Origin of the sequence: Stenotrophomonas sp. Marseille-Q5258, from assembly GCF_946900935.1 — a bacterium.
In the GTDB taxonomy this organism is placed as follows: Bacteria; Pseudomonadota; Gammaproteobacteria; order Xanthomonadales; family Xanthomonadaceae; genus Stenotrophomonas; species Stenotrophomonas nematodicola.
Genome location: NZ_CAMPPN010000027.1, coordinates 22,207 through 39,746, shown reverse-complemented (window position 1 = coordinate 39,746; position 17,540 = coordinate 22,207). Strand labels below are relative to the sequence as shown.

Genomic DNA, 17,540 nt, shown 5'->3' with positions numbered 1-17,540 from the left:
TCAGGGGGCCGTCATGTCCCGGTACACCGGCGCGCTGCTCAGGACCTTCAGTCCGTCCGGACCACTGTGCAGCACCCGTTGTTCGCCCACGGCCTGCTGCCACTGCAGGTGAAAGCCATCCTGCGCGGGCAGGCGACCGGCCAGCGCCACCAGGTGGTCGCGCGCGCCCGGGCCGTCGCTGTCGAACTGGCCCCAGCGCACACCGTGGCAATGGATGATCAGCCGGTAGCCACTCATGCGCATGCCTCCAGCCACGTGGTGAACAGGTCGCGTGCGGCGGCAGCGAGCGGTGCGCCGTAGCGTGCCGCCTGATCGCGGAGCACGCGCGGATCGATGCCGGCAGCGTGCAGCTCGTGGGCATGGCCGATCAACCAGGCCTCGGTGCGGCGCGCATCCAGTTCCGGATGGCATTGCAGGCCAAGCACGTGCGTGCCGAGGGCGAACGCCTGCTGCGCACATGCCGCTGTGGCTGCCAGACGCTGTGCGCCGGGTGGCAACGTGAACGTCTCGCCATGCCAGTGCAGCACCGGAATGCCGGCCAACGCACGCAGGGGCGAGGCCATGCCGGCATCGGTGAGTGAAAGCGGGGCGAAGCCGATTTCCCGGGCGCCCATCGGCGCGACCCGCCCACCGAGCGCGCGCGCGATCAGCTGCGCACCCAGGCAGATGCCGAGGATCGGCCGCTGCTGCCGCAGGCGGCGCTCCAGCAGTGCCAGCTGCAGGCGCAGGAACGGGTAGGTATCGGTGTCGTTGGCACTGATGGGTCCGCCCAGCACGATCAGCAGATCGGCGGTGTCAGCGGCGTCCAGCGGATCGATGCCGGCCTGCAGGGTCTGCAGCTCCCAGCCCCGTCCGGCCAGTACGGTGCCCAGCGTGCCGCAGTCTTCGAACGCGACGTGCCGGATGGCGACGGCGCGGCGCTGTGGCGCCGCCATCATGGCGCAGGCCCTGCTGCTGCGGGGGCGGGCCAGTAAAGGCTGTCCGGAGTGCTGCGCGCGCCGAAGATGGCCTGGCCGACGCGGACCACCGTGGCACCTTCCTCGATGGCGATCTCGACATCCCCGGACATGCCCATCGACAGGGCATCCAGGCTCACCCCGGCCGGGAGCTGCGGCGACAGGCGATCGCGCAGTTCGCGCAGGCGCACGAAGCAGGGGCGCACCTGTGCGGGGTCGGGGGAGAACACGGCCAGAGTCATCAACCCGCGCACGCGCAGGTGCGGGAAGGCGGGCAACTGCTGCACGAAATCGGCGACCGCGATCGGGTCCAGCCCGTACTTGCTGGCCTCACCGGACGTATTGACCTGCACGAACACGCCCAGCGTGCGCTGTTCCAGCGCCAGACGCTGGTCCAGCGCCTGGGCAACGCGCAGGCTGTCCAGCGCCTGGAACTCGCTGGCGAAGCGTGCCACGTCGCGCGCCTTGTTGGTCTGCAGATGGCCGATCACCGACCAGCGCAGACCGGCGAGGTCGGCCATCGCAGCGGCTTTGCGCTGCGCCTCCTGCACCTTGTTCTCGCCCAGCTCATGGCAGCCGGCCTGCCACGCCAGGCGCAGGCGGGCTTCATCGACGGTTTTGCTCACCGGCAGGAGCCGGACGCCCGCCGGGTCGCGCCCGGCGCGGGCGCAGGCGCGGGCGATGCGTTGACGGACCACGTCGAGGTTGTGCGCGATCTCGTCGACGGTGGTGGCCTGCGGCCAGTCGGGTGGGGCAAGGGGCATGGGGGACTCCGGTGTGCAACACTGTCACGGGACGAACCGTATATTGGCATAGGACAAAATGAAAATCACGGGCCAGACCGCCGCTGCGGTCTTCGAGAGCATCCGCCAGCAGATCCTCAGCGGGGCATTGCCGCCAGGCAGCAGCCTGCCGCCGGTGCGTGAACTGGCCGCGCAGCTGGCGATCAACCGCAACACGGTGGCGGCCGCCTACAAGCGGCTGGATGCCGCGGGACTGGCTGTGACCCAGGGTCGCCGTGGCACCGTGGTGGCCGCACGTCCTGTAGCGTCGGCACAGGAAGGCAGTGCGGCGGGGACGACACTGTTCGACCTGTCCAGCGGCAATCCCGACCCGCAGTGGCTGCCGGATCTGCGCGCGCTGCTGCCTGCGCGTGCGCCGCGGTTGTACGGCACACCGACGCTCGACCCCACCCTGGCGCTGCTGGCACGGGCGCAGCTGGACCCGGATTGCCCGGCCGGCTATGCGCTGGAGCTCAGCCACGGCGCGGTGGACGCCATCGAGCGCGTGCTGGCCGGCTGGCTGCTGCCCGGCGACCGCGTGGCGGTGGAGAATCCGTGCTTCCTCGGCAGCCTCAATACGCTGCGGGCGGCCGGGCACGCCACGGTTGCGGTGTCGATCGATGAGGAAGGCATGCAGCCGGTGTCGCTGGCCGCCGCGCTGGAGGCGGGCGCCCGCGCGGTACTGCTGACCCCGCGTGCGCACAATCCTACCGGCGCCTGCATCAGCGCGCGTCGCGCCCGCGCGCTGCGCCAGGTGCTGGAGCGGTATCCGCAGGTGCTGGTACTGATCGACGATCATTTCGCCGGCCTGTCGCAGCAGCCATATCACTCGGTGCTGCCGCCGGGCACACAGCGCTGGGCGCTGGTGCGCTCGCTGTCCAAGTCACTGGGGCCGGACCTGCGGCTGGCGCTGCTGGGGTGCGATGCCGATACCGCGGCCCGGCTGCGCCTGCGGTTGGCACCGGGGACCGGTTGGGTGAGCCATCTGCTGCAGGACGCGGCGGCGGCGGCGCTGGGCTCGGCCCGGGTGCTGGCCCGCGTGGCCAAGGCCGGGCGCGATTACGCCCAGCGGTGCCAGAGGGTACAGGCCGCGCTGCGCGAGCGCGGCATCGCGACACCGGCGGTGATGGATGGCCTGAATCTGTGGTTGCCGTTGGCACAGGACAGCCAGCCGCTGGTACTGGCGATGGCCCAGCGCGGCTGGCAGTTGCGCGCCGGCGAGGTATTCGCGGTGCAGCCGGGTGTGCATGGCGTGCGCATCACCACGGCCAGCCTGAGCGCGGCCGATGCGCGGCGTCTGGCGGTGGACCTGCAGCAGGCGTTGCAGGCTCAGGGCGCGCTGGGAGTGCTCGGCCGCACGTAGTGCGATTGGCCGTTGTCGCCCACGAAGATCAGTTCGGGTTTGCCCTGCCATGAGGTCAGCATCGCGCCGGTGCTGTTCTGGTGTTTGATCACCAGCGTGGCACCACGGTCGGGATTGGCGGTGACCTTGAACACTTCGGTGGTGCCGGTGGCGTCGTCCAGAGTCAGGATGGCTTCGTCGCCGACATCGGCCGTGCCGTAGCCGCCGCGCTCGGAACCGTCCGCGCCGATCAGGATCAGGCCGGACAGCGGCGAGGCGCGCGGTCCCTGCGAGACACCTTTGCTGAGCGGATCGGGCACCGGTGCGCCAAGGATCACGCGGGCCTGGCCGGAGCCATCTTCGATGATCAACCCGCGCGCGGTGATCACGCGATCGCGCGCCTGGCTCTGGTGCAGCGCCAACGCGGTCCAGCTGGACACGACCAGCGCGAGGCTGGCAACCACCAGGGTGGTGAGGGTGAGCGCGCGCGACATGGTTTCTCCGAGTCCTTGGAAAGCGCCGACGATACCGAAAGCTTCGCGCGGCGACCAGTCGGAAAATGCCGCATCGAAGCGATGCACGTCACGTTATGAACGAATGCATCGCGATACATCACAGCATGCCGCATGGAGGCGTCAGTGGAAGTCGCGACTGTGCGTGCGCACACCGTCGATGAGGCCGCCGATGTCCTGCATCTGCCGCACGATCAGGTGCTGCACGCCGTCCACGCGTTCGAGCCGGCCATCGATCTGCATCAGGCGCGCTTCCACCAGCACGCGGTGCTGGCGGTCGGCGATGCGCCGCCAGACCACGGCATTGACCATGCCGCATTCGTCTTCGAGCGTCAGGAAGGTGACCCCGCTGGCTGTCTGCGGACGCTGCCGCATGCGCACCAGCCCGGCAAAGCGCACGTTGCGGCCGTGTGGCAGCGCGGCCAGTTCATCCGAGCGCAGGCAGCGCTGCTGCTGCAGCTGCGGGCGGACGAAGGACACCATGTGGCGGCCCAGTGTGGTGCCGGTGCTGTTGTAGTCGGCCTGCATGTCGTCGAACGCGGTGGGAGCGGGCAGCGCCACCTCGGCTTCGGCGGTGGCGCGCGCCTGCGCGAACAGCGGCAGCGGTTTCTCAACGCCGGAGACCTCCCAGCGCGCGCGATGGCGATGGCCGCTGAGTGCCTTGAGCGCGCCGGCATCGGCCAGCAGGCCCTGGTGGCGCCGATCGAGGCGGGCGCGCTGGCTGAGGTCGGCGACGCTCTCGAACGGCCCGCGTTGGCGTGCCTGCACCAGTGCGGTGGCGACCGCTTCGCTGAAGCCGTCGATCATGCGCAGGCCCAGGCGGATGCCGAACCCGGCACCGGCCACGGCCGGCGGCACCAGCGTGCAGTCCCATGCGCTGTGGCAGGCATCCACGGGCAGTACCGGTACGCCGTGGCGGCGCGCGTCCTGCAGGATCTGGTCGGGCGTATAGAACCCCAGCGGCTGGCTGTTGACCAGGCTGGCGGCGAACGCGGCCGGGTGGTGGCATTTGAGCCAGCAGCTGACATAGGTGATCAGCGCAAAGCTGGCGGCATGGCTTTCCGGGAAGCCGTAGCTGCCGAAGCCCTTGATCTGTTCGAACAGGCGCTCGCCATAGTCGCGGCTGTAGCCGTTGCCGATCATGCCGGCGAGCAGCTTGTCCCGATGCGGTTCCAACCCGCCGTGGCGTTTCCAGGCCGCCATCGAGCGGCGCAGCGCATCGGCCTCGCCGGGACTGAAACCGCCTGCGGCGACGGCCAGCTGCATCACCTGCTCCTGGAACAGCGGCACGCCCAGGGTGCGTTTGAATACCTTGTGCAGCGCCGGCGGGTAGTCGATTTCTTCGACGCCGCTTTCCTTGAGCTGCTTCCGCCGGTTCAGATACGGATGCACCATGTCGCCCTGGATCGGACCGGGGCGGACGATTGCCACTTCGATCACCAGGTCGTAGAAACAGCGCGGTTGCATCCGTGGCAGCATCGCCATCTGCGCGCGCGATTCGATCTGGAACACGCCCAGAGTGTCGGCGCGGCAGATCATGTCGTAGGTGGCGACGTCGTCGGGCGGGATGGTGGCCATGCTCATCGGCGGTTCGCCATGCGCCTGCAGCAGTGCCAGGCATTTGCGCACGGCGGTGAGCATGCCCAGTGCCAGACAGTCCACTTTCATCAGCCCGGTGGCATCCAGATCGTCCTTGTCCCACTGGATCACGGTGCGCCCGGGCATGGCCGCGTTCTCCACCGGCACGAGCGTGGACAGCGGATGTTCGGAGATCACAAAGCCGCCGGGATGCTGGGACAGATGGCGGGGGAAATCGACCAGTTCGGCGGTCAGCGCCACCACCCGCCGCATCAGCGGCGTGTCCGGGTCGAAACCGCGTTCGCGCAGCGCGTCGGGCAGCGGTTCGTGGCTGCTCCAGCGGTCCAGGCAGGCGGCCAGCTCGTTGACCTGGTCCGGTGGCAGGCCGAGCGCGCGGGCTACATCGCGCACGGCGCTGCGCCCGCGGTAGCTGATTGCCACGGCGGTCAGCGCGGCGCGCTCGCGGCCGTAGCGGTTGAACACGTACTGCAGCACTTCCTCGCGGCGCTCGTGTTCGAAATCGATGTCGATGTCCGGCGGTTCGTCGCGTTCGGCGGAAATGAAGCGTTCGAACAGCAGCTCCATGTGGCTGGGATCGATCTCGGTGATGCCCAGCACGTAGCACACCGAGGAATTGGCGGCCGACCCCCGGCCCTGGCACAGGATCTCCTGGCTGCGCGCGAAGCGCACGATGTCGTGCACGGTGAGGAAGTAGGACGCGTACTGCTTGGTTGCGATCAGGTCCAGTTCGTGTTCGATCTGTGCCCGCTGGGCCGGTGTGGTGCGCTCGCCCCAGCGCCATTGCATGCCGTCCTCGACCAGCGCGCGCAGCCAGCTCCCCGGATCGTGCCCGGCCGGCACCAGTTCGCGCGGATAGGTATAGCGCAGCTGCGACAGGTCGAAGTGGCAGCGGGCGGCGATGCGCAGGGTTTCCTCCAGCAGCGCGGTGGGGTACAGCAGGGCCAGCGCCTGGCGGCTGCGCAGGTGGCGTTCGCCATTGGGGAACAGGCGCCAGCCGGCGTCGGCCAGTGTGCAATGGTGGCGGATGGCAGTGAGGGTGTCCTGCAGGGCGCGGCGGCGGCGCACATGCATGTGCGCATCGCCGCTGGCCACCAGCGGAATCCGGTGGGTCTGGCCGAACTGCTGCAGCACGCGCAGGCGCGCTTCATCGTCGGCCTCTCGGTGCAGCTCCACTGCCAGCCACAGCCGCTGCGGGAAGCAGGCCTGCAGCCAGCCGGCATCGGCCGGATCGGGGCTGCGGTCGACCCACAGGCACAGCAGGTTGGCGGACAGCCCCTGGATGTCGTCGCGCAGGCAGCGATAGGTGCCCTTGGTCGCGCGCCGGCGGCAGGTGGTGATCAGTTGGCACAGCGCGGCATAGCTGGCCAGGTCGGTGCACAGCAGCACCAGGCGCGGGCCATCCTCCAATTGAAACTCGGCGCCGGTGATCAACGCCACACCGTGGCGGCGCGCGGCCTGCCAGGCGCGCACGATGCCGGCCAGCGAGCATTCGTCGGTGATTGCCAGGGCCCGGTAGCCCTGGTCCCGGGCGCGCGCGAACAGTTCCTCGGCGGTGGAGGCACCGCGCTGGAAACTGAAGGCCGACAGGCAATGCAGCTCGGCATAGTCGGGCAGAGGCAGGTTCATGCGAACCAGCCGTGCAGCATGAATGGGCCGGCGCTGGCGTCGGGCGCGGTGTAGGCCCAGCCGCGTTGGCCCTGCGCGGTTTCCACCACGTAATAGTCGCGGCGCACATCGCCCGCGTCCCACCAGCCCGACTCGATCCGCTCCGGCCCGGAGAGCACGCGCAGATGGGGATCATGCAGCGGCTGCGGTTGCGGCAGCAGCCAGCCGGGGCGCAGGGGCAACGCCACCGGCGGCGATGCCTTGCCGGTGGCGTCGGCATCGCCGCTGGCGCGTTCCGGGCGGTGGTCGGCGCGTAGCCCCAAGCCCTGCACGGCGTCGTCGCCCAGCCGTGCACGCAGGCGTTCGCGCACCTGCTCCCACGGCATGGCCTGCTGCGGGCGCGGGTCGAACAGGTCACGGGCGGCCGGCACGAACGGTGGCAGGCGCTCGGCCTGCAGGCGCAGGCCGCGGCTGCCGGCGGGCAGTGCCAGGTGATCCACCCGGTTGCGCGCCAGCTCGAACAGCATCGCCGGGTCGCGCTCCGGTGCCAGCAGACCGATCGACAGGCGGGTGTCGGGCTGGCCGTCGTGCTCGAACCACAGGTCGAACTGCTGCACGCCGCCATCGCGCGAGCACAGGAAGGCGGCCAGGTCGGCGGTCAGGCGACGCAGCGGGAACAGCAGGGCCTGGGTGGAGTCGATCTCGTACTCGAACTCGATCCGCGCATCGAACCGGTCGGGGGGCTGGAAGTAGCGCAGCAGCGGAGACTGCAGGCCGCGCAGGGCATCCAGATGGGCCAGCACCTGCGGCGCGAAACGCCGCGCCAGGCTGTCACGCGGCACCGCGAAGGCGGCCCCGAGCGTACGCAGGCCCGAGCGGGTCAATACCGTGACGGCATCGGCGGGCAGGCCGCTGCGTTCGATCGGCACCGGGTCCAGGGCGGCCAGCAGGTGGCTGTCGTCCACGCCCAGGCGCGGGTGCAGGTGGGTGAGCACGCAGGCGGCGTAGGGATTGGGCGCGGCCACCAGACGATGGCGGAAACCGAGCTCCTGCAGGCCTTCGTGCAGGCGCTGCTCAATCGCCGGCCAATCGCCGAACAGCGCGCGGCTGGCACCGACCTCCAGGGCCAGCGCATGCGGAAAATCCAGACTCACCTGCGAGCTGATGCCGTACAGCCAACTGGCCAGCAGTTGACGGGTGGCCTGTTCGGCGCGCGGATCGTACTCGACGCAGACCAGCTCGCCGGTCAGTACCTGCGCGGCCGACAGCAGCATGCCGCGGCGCAGCCCGAGCTGCCGCGCGCGTGGGCTGACCGCATGCAGCATGCGCCGCTGTGCCGGCCCGCTGACCAGCACCAGCGCGAGCGACGGATCGGGCTGCTGGCGCAACGCGGTATCCAGCGCCAACTGCGGCAGCAACAGGCAGGCCCACTGCATGGCGGCGGCTCAATGCGCCAGCGACAGCGGCAGCGGGTGGGCCGGTGCCCGTCCGCCACGGCACTTGAGGACCTGCACCTGGCCATCGTCGACCTGCAGGCGCAGGGCGGCCGGGGACGGATTGCGGGCCTGGCGGGCATCACGGAAGGCGAAGCCCAGGCACTGGCCGGTTTCGGCGGCCACCTGCAGCCGGCGCAGGGCACGGTCATCGCCCTGTGGCCAGCACAGCACGGCCGCACAGGCGGCCGAGCGCAGGCATTGTTCGGCTGCCCACAGCGCCTCGCGCGGGGTGGCCCGGACGATATGGACCTGGTCCAGCGCCAGCCCGGCGCCGGCCCAGGCCGGGGCATGCGGTTGCCACGGCGGGGCGACCAGCACCACCGCCTGCTGCTGGCTCAGCCGCGCGAGGGTCGGCCAGACCAGCCCCAGCTCGCCCTGGCCCGGGCTGGACAGCAGGATCTCGGACAGGGCCGAGGGGGGCCAGCCGCCGCCCGGCAGGCGGGCGTCCAGCGCCGGATGGCCGGTGGGGTGGGGGGCCTCGACCGGCGCCGTGCGCGGCTGCCCGCGCCAGACCTGGCGGCTGGCCAGCAGGTCTTCCAGGGCCCGGGCCGCGCCCATCAGCGGGCCTCCCGGGAGGGCTGGAACAGGCGCGGGCGGGCACGGAACAGGGGCATGGCGGCGAGTATCGGGAAGGACGGTGTCAAGGGCTGATACCGACAATCCTACCGCCAATGAGTCAAATTGCTAATGAATTTCGTCCGGGCGCACCGGCAGCGCGACGGGGCGCAGCGGCGCGGCGTCACCGCCCCGGATCTTCAGCGGTCCGCCGATGAAGGCGAACTCGTAGACCCGGTCGCGGGCCAGCGCATCCAGCGCGACCAGCTCGATGATCGGGGCGCCCTGCTGGGCCAGCAGATAGGTGTGCAACGGCACGTAGTCATCGGCCACTTCGGAGGGGAAGGTCTCGAAGCTGAGGTTGTCGGCGCCCACCACCATCGCCCCGCCGTCCTCCACCAGGAAGCGGGCTGCATCCAGGCTCATGCCCGGCGGGTTGGCCATATAGGCCCGGGGCTGGTCGAACAGCTGCATGCGCCCGGTGCGGATCAGCACGATGTCGCCCTGGCGCAGGTCGATCTTCTGCCGGCGCAGGGCCTGCTGGAGATCCTGGCGGGTGACCCGGTAGTTGTCCGGCAGCATCGCCACGCCCTTGGCACCGGCGACGTCGATCAGCACGCCCCGCGCCACCAGCGGAGGGAATTTCTCTACGCCGGTCACTTTCCAGCCGCGGTCCCCGAGATGCCGGCTGGCCTCGAAGCCGTTCCAGATACGGCCGTGGATGCCGAAGTGGTTGAGCGCATCGATATGCGTACCGGTGTGGCTGTACATCGAGAACGCCGTGCCGGTGTAGCTGCGCGTGCTGTTCATCGTTTCGCCCACCCCCATCGGATCGTCGATGACCGTGCCCTGCGGGGTGTGGGTCATCCAGAACTGGTAGTGCGGGTCGCCGGCGTCCTGCCAGCTGGGCATACCGACGTAGTAGTCGGTCGCCAGGTCATAGACCTTGCCGCCCGTGACGCGCGACAGGATCGCCGCACGCGAGGCGTCGGTGATCAGGTTGAGCCGGCCGATCTCATCGGTGGGCCCCCAGGGGCTGATGCCGACCTGTTGACCGGATGGCACGCGTTCGGTCGGCACCGACGGGTGGGCGCCAGCGGGCAGCGCGAGCGCGCCGAGCAGCAGGCCCAGTGCGGCGGCGAGAGGGTGAAGCGACATGGGAAAACTCCTTGCAGTGGGGCGGAAAAACTCAGGCGTGGACCAGCGCGGCCAACGCCTGGCGCAGCTGCGGCAATGGCAGGGTCTGCAGGCGCAGCGCGTCGGCGCCGATCACGGTGGGAATGGAGCGGATGCCGAGATCGCGTGCCCGGGCACGGTCGGACTGCACGCGTTCATGGGCGACGGGGCCGCGCATGTACCCGGCGAAACGGCCGCGTGCATGGCCCAGCGCTTCGGCGATGTCCAGCAGCACCTCGACATCGCCGATGTTGCGGTGCTGGTGCAGGTGCGCCCACTGGATGGCATCGAACATCGTGCCGTGTGCGGTGTTGCCGCCCAGCAGCGCGGCGGCCTGGCAGGCCAGCGCACCCTGCCAGCCGGAGGGGTAGTCGAACGAGGTCGCGCGCATGCCGTCCACGTCGATGCGCGGGATGTCCTCCTGCGCGGCGCACTCCTCCCAATGGGTCAGGATGATCCGTTTGGCATCGGCCATCGAACCGAACACCCGGATCATCTCCGTGCGCGAGTCCTGCAGGACGAAGCTGCGGTGCCGTATCTGGATGTCCAGTTCGGCCGCGACCCGGGCCAACCGTGGCGCGAGCACGAAGCACCAGCCGCAGACCACGTCGTGGAAGAACTCGACCACCGGCCGCGATGCGGTGGCGGGGGGAAGGGAAGAAGACATGGCAGAACCTGGTTCAGCGGGGGAGAACGCAGGTTAGGCAGCGCACGGCAGGCGAAACAGCCGTGGCCAGGCAGCTCAGTTTTCGCCGGGTGTCAGTAATCCAGTCCCTCGGCCTGAGGGAGTGCCTCAAGCAGGAAATCGATGAAGGCGCGCACCTTGGGTTGCAGGTGGCGCTGGGTGGGATAGATCGCGTGGACCACGCGCGGCGGATACCGGTGGTCGGGCAGCACCTGCTGGAGCTGGCCGTTGGCGAGCAAGGGCGCCGCCAGGAACGAGGGCAGTGCGCCGATGCCCATCCCGGCCACCAGCAGCTCGCGCAGCAGCAGGCTGTTGTTGGCGCTGACGCGGGTTGGCAGAGGGACGCTGATGCGCCCATCGGGCCCCTGCAACGGCCAGCTGCCGGGCGAGTCGGACAGGCTGTAGGCCAGCAGCGCATGCTCGCGCAACTGTTCGACGGTGGTGGGCGCCGGGTGGTGCCGCAGGTAGGCCGGTGCCGCGCACAGCACCTGCTGCAGCGAGGCCAGCCGGCGCGCGACCAGGCGGGAGTCGTCCAGGTCCGCGCGCAGCCGCAGCGACACATCGAAGCCTTCACCGACGGCATCGACCACCCGGTCTTCCATCACCAGGTCCAGCGCCAGTTGCGGATGCAGGGCAAGGAAACGCGGCAGCAGCGGCGACAGCGTGCTCACCGCGAACGAGAGCGGGGCATTGACCCGCAGGCGGCCGCCGACCTGGCCATGCTGTTCGGCGATGCCGCGCTCCAGTGCGTCCAGCGCATCGAGCAGGCGACAGCATTCGGCGTAGTAGGCATGGCCGGTGTCGGTCAGGCTCATGCGGCGGGTCGTGCGCTGCAGCAGCACCACGCCCAGGTGGCTTTCCAGCGTGCGCAGCTGCTTGCTCAGACCGGCCGCCGACATGCCCAGATCCTCGGCGGCGCGCGCCAGGCCACCGCGTTCGACGATCCGCCGGAAGGCGCGCATCAGGGTGAAGGAATCCACGACAGCTCTCGTTCTCATCGTTGTACAGCGTAGCGCGAAGCGCTTATGGACTGCGCCGGGCGCGCGCCCACAGCATCAGCGCCCCCCCCGATACCACGGCGCCGGCACCGCAGACCGCGCTCCAGCCGTGCGCGGCATACAACGCGCTGCCGGCCACGGCGCCGATGCCGCTGCCGGCCGCATAGAACAGCATGTAGGCTGCGATCGCCTGTGCCTGGGCCTGCGGGGCGGCCGCCAGGATCAGGCTCTGGTTGGTCACATGCAGCGCCTGCACCGCCAGATCCAGCAGCAGCACGCCAAGCACCAGCCAGCCCAGGTGCACGGGCAGCGCGGCCAGCGGTATCCAGCTGACCAGCAACAGCAGCAACGCCGCGCCCGACACGCGCCCGGCGTGGCCCTGGTCGCTCCAGTGGCCGCTGCGTGCCGCGGCCAGCGCGCCGACCAGGCCGACCAGTGCGAAGGCGCCGATGGCGGTATGGCCCAGCGCATGTGGCGGTGCGCTCAAGGGCAGCGCCACGGTGCTCCAGAACAGTCCGAATGCGATGAACATCAGCAGTCCCAGCATGCCGCGCCTGCGCAGGACCGGCTGCGTGCGCAGCAGCGCGGGCAGCGACACACGCGGCACCGCTGCGGGCACGGCCAGCCGCGGCAGGCGCAGCCACACCAGCACGCCGGTGATCACCATCAACCCGGCCGACAGCCCATACACGGCGCGCCAGCCGCCGATGTCGGCCACCGCACCGGCTACCACGCGCGCCAGCAGCAGCCCGATCACCACGCCGGCCTGCGCCGCACCCACCACGCGGCCCCGTTCGTGTGGCGAAGCGGCAGCCGCGGCGTAGGCGATCAGACCCTGGGTCATGGCCGTACCGAGCAGGCCCACCGCAAGCATGCCCAGCAGCAGCGTCGTCGCGCTGCCGGCCACCGCCACACCGAGCAGGGCCATCACCAGCGCAACGTTCTGGACGGCCAGCAGCCGATGACGGCGGAGGCGGTCGCCCAGCGGCACCAGCCACAGCAATGCGGCCACGGACCCCAGCTGGGTGGCGGCGATCACCGCGCCGATCCGGGCGGTGCCGATGCCCAGGTCGGCGGCGAGCGCGTCCAGCAGCGGCTGCGCGTAATAGACATTGGCGACGCTCAGGCCGGCAGCGCACGCGAACAGCAGGATCAGCGGCGAGGCGGTACGGGGACAGGTTGCAGAAGCGGACATCTTTTGGTCTCAAAATAGAACCAGTTGATTCTGGGTCTTATGGTTCTAAAATGAAACCATCAAATCGGAGCACCGCCATGCACACTCCCAATCCGACCTGCCCGGTGGCCCGTGCGCTGGACGTGGTGGGCGACCGCTGGTCGCTGCTGATCGTGCGCGACGCCTTCGATGGCGTGCAGCGCTTCAGCGATTTCCAGCGCAGCCTGGGGATGTCGCGCAGCATGCTGAGCCAGCGCCTGCAGGCGCTGGCCGATGCCGGCATCCTGGTCCAGCAGCCGTCTCCCGATGGCGGTCGCTACCTCCACTACGCGCTGACCGACCAGGGCCAGGCCCTGTTTCCGCTGGTGGTGGCGCTGCGCCAGTGGGGCGAAGGGTTCTGCTTCGCTGAAGGCGAAGCGCGCTCGGTCCTGCACACCCGTGAGGGCGGGGAACCGTTGGCACCGCTGCTTCCGCGCGACCTGCAGGGGCGGGTGGTCGGCAGTGCGCAGACCGTGGTGATCAAGCCTGTGGCCTGACGCGATCCGCCCCGGATGTGAACGCGGTGTTGACAGCGATGAACAGGCTCGCCCACTCTTCGCCTGGGAGCATCGGTTTCGCTGCGGCTCCCGGCAGTGCGGCTGTCACGTCGGGCGGAGGGGCCCGGGCGTAGCCGACACTGACCTGCATCACCCCGGTCCGGGCCCTTGCGGCCCGCGGCCCGCCCGTACGGCGCTGCACCCTTCTGCGGCAAGACTCCCTGGATTTATTGCGCAAGCAAAGGTGTTTCGCCCGCTCATGAAAACGATTTCAAAGCCCCTGGCCCTGACGGCCGCCATCGCACTCTCGCTGTCCGCCCCGGCCTTGGCCGCGCTGCCCAAGGCTGTCGCCACTGGCGATGCCTTCACCGTGTTGAGCCTGGAACAGGCGCCCGAGCGCATCGACGCCACGGTACTGGCCGACCAGCTGCAGGCCCTGCAGGTGGACGCCCTGACCATCGGCAATGTGGTGCGCGCGGCCGATGCCGGCCCCGCCGCCGACCCGCTTCAGGTCCTGGCTGACCGGCTGGGTTACTCGTACCGCTTCGTGACCGGTGCGGCCGACGCGGCAGAACGCCGCGGCAGCATCGTGATCTCGCGCCTGCCCGTGGAAGCCGAACTGGACAGCGCGTCCGGCGACCTGAACTACCTGCGCCTGAACGATGGTGCCCATGTGGTCGCGCTCTACACCCGCAGCGTGGGTGCGGCGAGCGGTGCAGCCCCGGTCAAAAATCTGGTGGACGCCACGCGCCTGGGCGCGCCCGCTGTGCTGCTGGGCGCGGTCGATGCCGAAGGCGCTACTGCCGCCGGCTTCGACTCGGCCGCCACCGGTTCGTACTTCAGCCAGGGCTTCGAATCGGCCACCAGCACGTCGGTGAAGCTGCGTACCGATACCGGCAAGCAGGGCGTTGCCGGCACGCTGCTGACCCTCGGCTACGCCGCCCCGGTGGGCGGGGAACAGCCGTGGATGGACACCGGCCTGAGCGCCGACGCTCGCGCGGCGCTGCTCGTCGCGCAGATGACCGTCGATGAGAAATTCCAGATGCTGCACAGCTACTTCGGGCTGGGCAAGGATGGTGGCCCGCTGCCGGAAGGCGCGGTCGGCTCGGCCGGCTTCGTGCCCGGCGTTCCGCGTCTGGGCATTCCGGCGCAGCAGTCGGCCGATGCCGGCGTCGGCGTGACCAACCCGGGCGGCCTGCGCAAGGGCGACCATGCCACGGCCATGCCGTCCGGTCCGTCCACCGCCTCGAGCTGGAACCCGCAGATCGCCTTTGCCGGCGGCGCCACGATGGGCCGCGAAGCCTGGCAGCAGCGCTTCAACATCCTGCTGGCCGGCAGCGTCAACCTGCAGCGCGATCCGCGCAACGGCCGCAACTTCGAGTACGCCGGTGAAGATCCGCTGCTGGCCGGCCGCCTGGTCGGCGAGTCGATCCGTGGCGTGCAGAGCCAGCATGTCATCTCCACGATGAAGCACTTCGCGCTCAACGACATGGAAACCTCGCGCAATTTCCACAGCGCCGAGATCGGCGAGCAGGCGATGCGCGAGTCGGACCTGCTGGCCTTCGAGATCGCACTGGAAACGGGCAAGCCCGGTTCGGTGATGTGCTCCTACAACCGCATCAACGGCATCTACGGCTGCGAGCACGACTACCTGATGAACCAGGTGCTCAAGCAGGAGTGGAAGTTCCCCGGTTTCGTGATGTCCGACTGGGGCGGCGTGCACAGCGGTTCCAAGGCGGCCCTGGCCGGTCTGGACCAGCAGTCGGCCGGCGAGGTGTTCGACAAGGCGGTGTATTTCGATGAACCGCTGCGCCTGGCCGTGGCCGGTGGCGTTGTGCCGCAGGCACGCCTGGACGACATGGTCGCCCGCATCCTGCGCACCATGTTCGCGCACGGCAACTTCGACCTGCCGCCGCAGCACCAGCCGATCGACGACGAGGCCGGCTTCCTGGCCGCGCAGCGCACCGTGGAAGAGGGCAGCGTGCTGCTGCGCAACGCCGGCGACCTGCTGCCGCTGGGCAAGGACGTGCAGCGCATCGTGATCATTGGTGGCCATGCCGACAAGGGCGTGATCGGTGGCGGCGGTTCGTCGATGGTGGGCTGGACCGCACGCGGCACCAACGCCGTGCCAGGCGTGCTGCCGACCACCTGGCCGGGTCCGGTGATCTTCCACCCGTCCTCACCGCTGGAGGCCCTGCGTGCAGAGCGTCCGGATGCGCAGATCAGCTATGTCGATGGGCGTGACGTGGCCGCTGCCGCGCGCGCTGCCGCCGCTGCCGACGTCGCCATCGTCTTTGCCACGCAGTGGTCGGCCGAGTCGGTCGATCTGCCGCACATGCAGCTGCCTGACAACCAGGACGCGCTGATTGCCGGCGTGGCCAAGGCCAACCCGAAGACCGTGGTGGTGCTGGAAACCAATGGTCCGGTCGAGCTGCCGTGGCTGCAGCAGGTGCCGTCCGTTCTGCAGGCCTGGTACCCGGGCATCCGTGGCGGTGAAGGCATCGCCGCGCTGCTGACCGGCAAGGTCAATCCGTCCGGCCGCCTGCCGGTGACCTGGCCGGTGGATGCCAGCCAGTTGCCGCGTCCGCACGTGAACGGACTGGGCTTCACGCCCAAGCAGAAGCCCGACGACACCATCGACTACGACATCGAAGGCGCCAACGTGGGCTACAAGTGGTTCGCCGCCAAGGGTCTGGTGCCGCAGTTCGCGTTCGGCCACGGCCTGTCCTACACGCAGTTCGGCTACGACAACCTGGCGGTGACCGTGGAAGGCCAGCGGCTGGTGGCCACCGTGGACGTGCGCAACACCGGCAAGGTGGCCGGCGCGGACGTGGCGCAGCTGTATCTCACCCTGCCCGAAGGCAGCGTCACCCCGATCCGCCTGATCGGCTTCCAGAAGGTGATGCTGCAGCCGGGCGAGCGCCGCCGCATCCGCATCGAGGCCGAGCCGAAGACCCTGGCCAGCTTCGATACCGCCGACAAGCAGTGGAAGATCGCCGCCGGCCGTTACCAGGTGCAGGTGGCGCGTTCGGCCACCGATCCGGTGCAGCACGTGGATGTCGTGCTGGACGCAACCGTCGTACGTTGAGGACCACCGGCAGGCACGACGCTGCGTCGTGCCTGCCGCTCACTCCGGCAGGTGCTGGCGCAGGTGCGCCAGCAGCAGCTGCACCCGCCGCGAGGGCTGGGCCGTGTCCGGAAACACCGCATAGACGCCCTGGCGCGGGAAGCGGTGCCTGCGCAGGATCGGCAGCAGCCGACCGCAGGCAAGATCCTCGTCGATCAACCACCTCGGCAGCACCGTCGCCCCGGCCCCGGCCAGCGCGAAGGCGCGCAGTGTGGACGCGTTGTCCACCGTGACCACCGCATCGGCTGGGTTGCAGGCAAAGATCTGATCGCTGCCATCGGGGGCGATCAACGGCAGGTCCGCCAGGCGCGGATAGCCCAACCGCGGCAGCGTCCGCACCCAGTCCGGATCATCGCGCGCGGCCTCGTCCGGCAGCGGGGACAGCACCGACGGCGCGGCCACCGCGCACAACGCATGCTCGTCGAGCAGGGTGGCGCGCAGCCGGGAATCGGCCATGCGCCCCAACCGGATCGCCAGGTCGAACCGTTCCGGAATCAGGTCGGCATGCGTCGGCGAGGTCGACAGGTGCAGGCGCAGCTGCGGGTGCAGTGCACGGAAGCGCTCCAGCAGCGGCACCACCCTGGCGATCGCATATTCGGGCGTGGTGGTCAGGCGCAGCGTGCCACGCAGGTGCTGCTGTTCGCTGCGGGCTTCCTCGATGGCCAGCTCGGCGCTGGCGAGCATCGCAGTGCAATGCTGGTGGAAGCGCTCGCCCGCTTCGGTCAGTGCCAGGCTGCGCGTGTTGCGCACCAGCAGGGTCACGCCCAGCTCCTGCTCCAGCCGTTTCAGGTTGAAGCTCACCACTGCCTTGCTCTGGCCCAGCCGTTGGGCCGCTGCGGTCAGGCTGCCGGCATCGACCACGGCCTTGAAGGTATCGAAGCGGTCCAGGCTGACCATCGCGCTCTCTGGCTGTCAAAAACGGTTTGACAGTTTTGCATCGAAGGTTCTGTTTATCCAGCACGCTTGAACGCGCATGCTGCCGCCTCGTTTCCGGGAG

Annotated in this window: 15 protein-coding genes; 3 read left to right on the top strand and 12 right to left on the bottom strand. The window is 69.8% G+C overall.

Going from position 1 to position 17,540, the window contains the following annotated elements; translation table 11 throughout:
* The 3 genes from OC534_RS16515 to OC534_RS16505 are packed head-to-tail and all read right to left on the bottom strand — an operon-like array spanning position 1 to position 1,720.
* Entirely contained in the window at positions 1-237 is a 237-nt protein-coding gene (locus OC534_RS16515; RefSeq protein ID WP_026070944.1) for a hypothetical protein, read from the bottom strand.
* Positions 234-938, bottom strand: coding sequence for a glutamine amidotransferase (locus OC534_RS16510; protein WP_262072203.1), 705 nt, complete (start codon positions 936-938; stop codon positions 234-236). The genes OC534_RS16515 and OC534_RS16510 overlap by 4 nt, the downstream gene beginning before the upstream one ends.
* Positions 935-1,720 (bottom strand): YggS family pyridoxal phosphate-dependent enzyme, encoded by a 786-nt coding sequence (locus OC534_RS16505; RefSeq protein WP_262072202.1) that lies wholly within the window; start codon positions 1,718-1,720, stop codon positions 935-937. The genes OC534_RS16510 and OC534_RS16505 overlap by 4 nt, the downstream gene beginning before the upstream one ends.
* 58 nt (positions 1,721-1,778) lie before the next feature.
* Between OC534_RS16505 and ptsJ the strand changes: the two genes are divergently transcribed.
* On the top strand, positions 1,779-3,101 hold the full coding sequence (gene ptsJ / locus OC534_RS16500) for a transcriptional regulator PtsJ (RefSeq protein ID WP_153165261.1): 1,323 nt from the start codon (positions 1,779-1,781) through the stop codon (positions 3,099-3,101).
* Here the strand turns inward: ptsJ and OC534_RS16495 are convergent.
* From OC534_RS16495 to OC534_RS16460, 8 genes are all read right to left on the bottom strand, one after another.
* Positions 3,068-3,574: a hypothetical protein gene (locus OC534_RS16495; RefSeq protein ID WP_136006943.1), complete on the bottom strand. Its 507-nt coding sequence runs from the start codon at positions 3,572-3,574 to the stop codon at positions 3,068-3,070. The genes ptsJ and OC534_RS16495 overlap by 34 nt on opposite strands.
* A 141-nt stretch (positions 3,575-3,715) precedes the next feature.
* Positions 3,716-6,817, bottom strand: coding sequence for an error-prone DNA polymerase (locus OC534_RS16490; RefSeq protein WP_136006941.1), 3,102 nt, complete (start codon positions 6,815-6,817; stop codon positions 3,716-3,718).
* Positions 6,814-8,232 (bottom strand): DNA polymerase Y family protein, encoded by a 1,419-nt coding sequence (locus OC534_RS16485; RefSeq protein ID WP_136006939.1) that lies wholly within the window; start codon positions 8,230-8,232, stop codon positions 6,814-6,816. The genes OC534_RS16490 and OC534_RS16485 overlap by 4 nt, the downstream gene beginning before the upstream one ends.
* A 9-nt stretch (positions 8,233-8,241) precedes the next feature.
* On the bottom strand, positions 8,242-8,850 hold the full coding sequence (imuA, locus tag OC534_RS16480) for a translesion DNA synthesis-associated protein ImuA (RefSeq protein ID WP_153165258.1): 609 nt from the start codon (positions 8,848-8,850) through the stop codon (positions 8,242-8,244).
* Positions 8,851-8,976: 126 nt separating this feature from the next.
* Positions 8,977-10,005, bottom strand: coding sequence for a cyclase family protein (locus OC534_RS16475; RefSeq protein WP_017356861.1), 1,029 nt, complete (start codon positions 10,003-10,005; stop codon positions 8,977-8,979).
* 31 nt (positions 10,006-10,036) lie between these two features.
* Entirely contained in the window at positions 10,037-10,690 is a 654-nt protein-coding gene (locus tag OC534_RS16470) for a DsbA family protein (RefSeq protein ID WP_262072201.1), read from the bottom strand.
* 92 nt (positions 10,691-10,782) lie between these two features.
* Positions 10,783-11,688 carry a LysR family transcriptional regulator gene (locus OC534_RS16465; RefSeq protein WP_136006931.1) on the bottom strand — a complete coding sequence of 302 codons (906 nt, stop codon included), beginning with the start codon at positions 11,686-11,688 and terminating at the stop codon, positions 10,783-10,785.
* A 43-nt stretch (positions 11,689-11,731) separates the two neighbouring features.
* Complete coding sequence (locus OC534_RS16460) at positions 11,732-12,901, bottom strand: MFS transporter (RefSeq protein ID WP_153165256.1); 1,170 nt, start codon at positions 12,899-12,901, stop codon at positions 11,732-11,734.
* Between the two features lie 77 nt (positions 12,902-12,978).
* Here OC534_RS16460 and OC534_RS16455 point away from each other — a divergent pair, with 77 nt between their 5' ends.
* Together OC534_RS16455 and OC534_RS16450 are read left to right on the top strand one after the other, a co-directional pair.
* Entirely contained in the window at positions 12,979-13,416 is a 438-nt protein-coding gene (locus OC534_RS16455; protein ID WP_262072200.1) for a helix-turn-helix domain-containing protein, read from the top strand.
* Between the two features lie 259 nt (positions 13,417-13,675).
* Positions 13,676-16,504, top strand: a complete 2,829-nt coding sequence (locus tag OC534_RS16450) for a glycoside hydrolase family 3 C-terminal domain-containing protein (RefSeq protein WP_136006925.1) — start codon at positions 13,676-13,678, stop codon at positions 16,502-16,504.
* Between the two features lie 39 nt (positions 16,505-16,543).
* On the opposite strand, the gene OC534_RS16445 is transcribed toward OC534_RS16450, so the two are convergent.
* Positions 16,544-17,440 (bottom strand): LysR family transcriptional regulator, encoded by an 897-nt coding sequence (locus OC534_RS16445; RefSeq protein WP_262072199.1) that lies wholly within the window; start codon positions 17,438-17,440, stop codon positions 16,544-16,546.
* Positions 17,441-17,540: the final 100 nt, after the last annotated feature.

What these genes read in the sequence shown, in the direction of transcription:
- OC534_RS16460 (WP_153165256.1), bottom strand. Translation starts at nt 12,901, where the DNA reads ATGTCCGCTTCTGCAACCTGTCCCCGTACCGCCTCGCCGCTGATCCTG.
- OC534_RS16510 (WP_262072203.1), bottom strand. Translation starts at nt 938, where the DNA reads ATGATGGCGGCGCCACAGCGCCGCGCCGTCGCCATCCGGCACGTCGCG.
- OC534_RS16450 (WP_136006925.1), top strand. Translation starts at nt 13,676, where the DNA reads ATGAAAACGATTTCAAAGCCCCTGGCCCTGACGGCCGCCATCGCACTC.
- OC534_RS16515 (WP_026070944.1), bottom strand. Translation starts at nt 237, where the DNA reads ATGAGTGGCTACCGGCTGATCATCCATTGCCACGGTGTGCGCTGGGGC.
- OC534_RS16505 (WP_262072202.1), bottom strand. Translation starts at nt 1,720, where the DNA reads ATGCCCCTTGCCCCACCCGACTGGCCGCAGGCCACCACCGTCGACGAG.
- OC534_RS16455 (WP_262072200.1), top strand. Translation starts at nt 12,979, where the DNA reads ATGCACACTCCCAATCCGACCTGCCCGGTGGCCCGTGCGCTGGACGTG.
- OC534_RS16490 (WP_136006941.1), bottom strand. Translation starts at nt 6,817, where the DNA reads ATGAACCTGCCTCTGCCCGACTATGCCGAGCTGCATTGCCTGTCGGCC.
- ptsJ (WP_153165261.1), top strand. Translation starts at nt 1,779, where the DNA reads ATGAAAATCACGGGCCAGACCGCCGCTGCGGTCTTCGAGAGCATCCGC.
- OC534_RS16470 (WP_262072201.1), bottom strand. Translation starts at nt 10,690, where the DNA reads ATGTCTTCTTCCCTTCCCCCCGCCACCGCATCGCGGCCGGTGGTCGAG.
- OC534_RS16495 (WP_136006943.1), bottom strand. Translation starts at nt 3,574, where the DNA reads ATGTCGCGCGCGCTCACCCTCACCACCCTGGTGGTTGCCAGCCTCGCG.
- OC534_RS16485 (WP_136006939.1), bottom strand. Translation starts at nt 8,232, where the DNA reads ATGCAGTGGGCCTGCCTGTTGCTGCCGCAGTTGGCGCTGGATACCGCG.
- OC534_RS16445 (WP_262072199.1), bottom strand. Translation starts at nt 17,440, where the DNA reads ATGGTCAGCCTGGACCGCTTCGATACCTTCAAGGCCGTGGTCGATGCC.
- OC534_RS16475 (WP_017356861.1), bottom strand. Translation starts at nt 10,005, where the DNA reads ATGTCGCTTCACCCTCTCGCCGCCGCACTGGGCCTGCTGCTCGGCGCG.
- imuA (WP_153165258.1), bottom strand. Translation starts at nt 8,850, where the DNA reads ATGGGCGCGGCCCGGGCCCTGGAAGACCTGCTGGCCAGCCGCCAGGTC.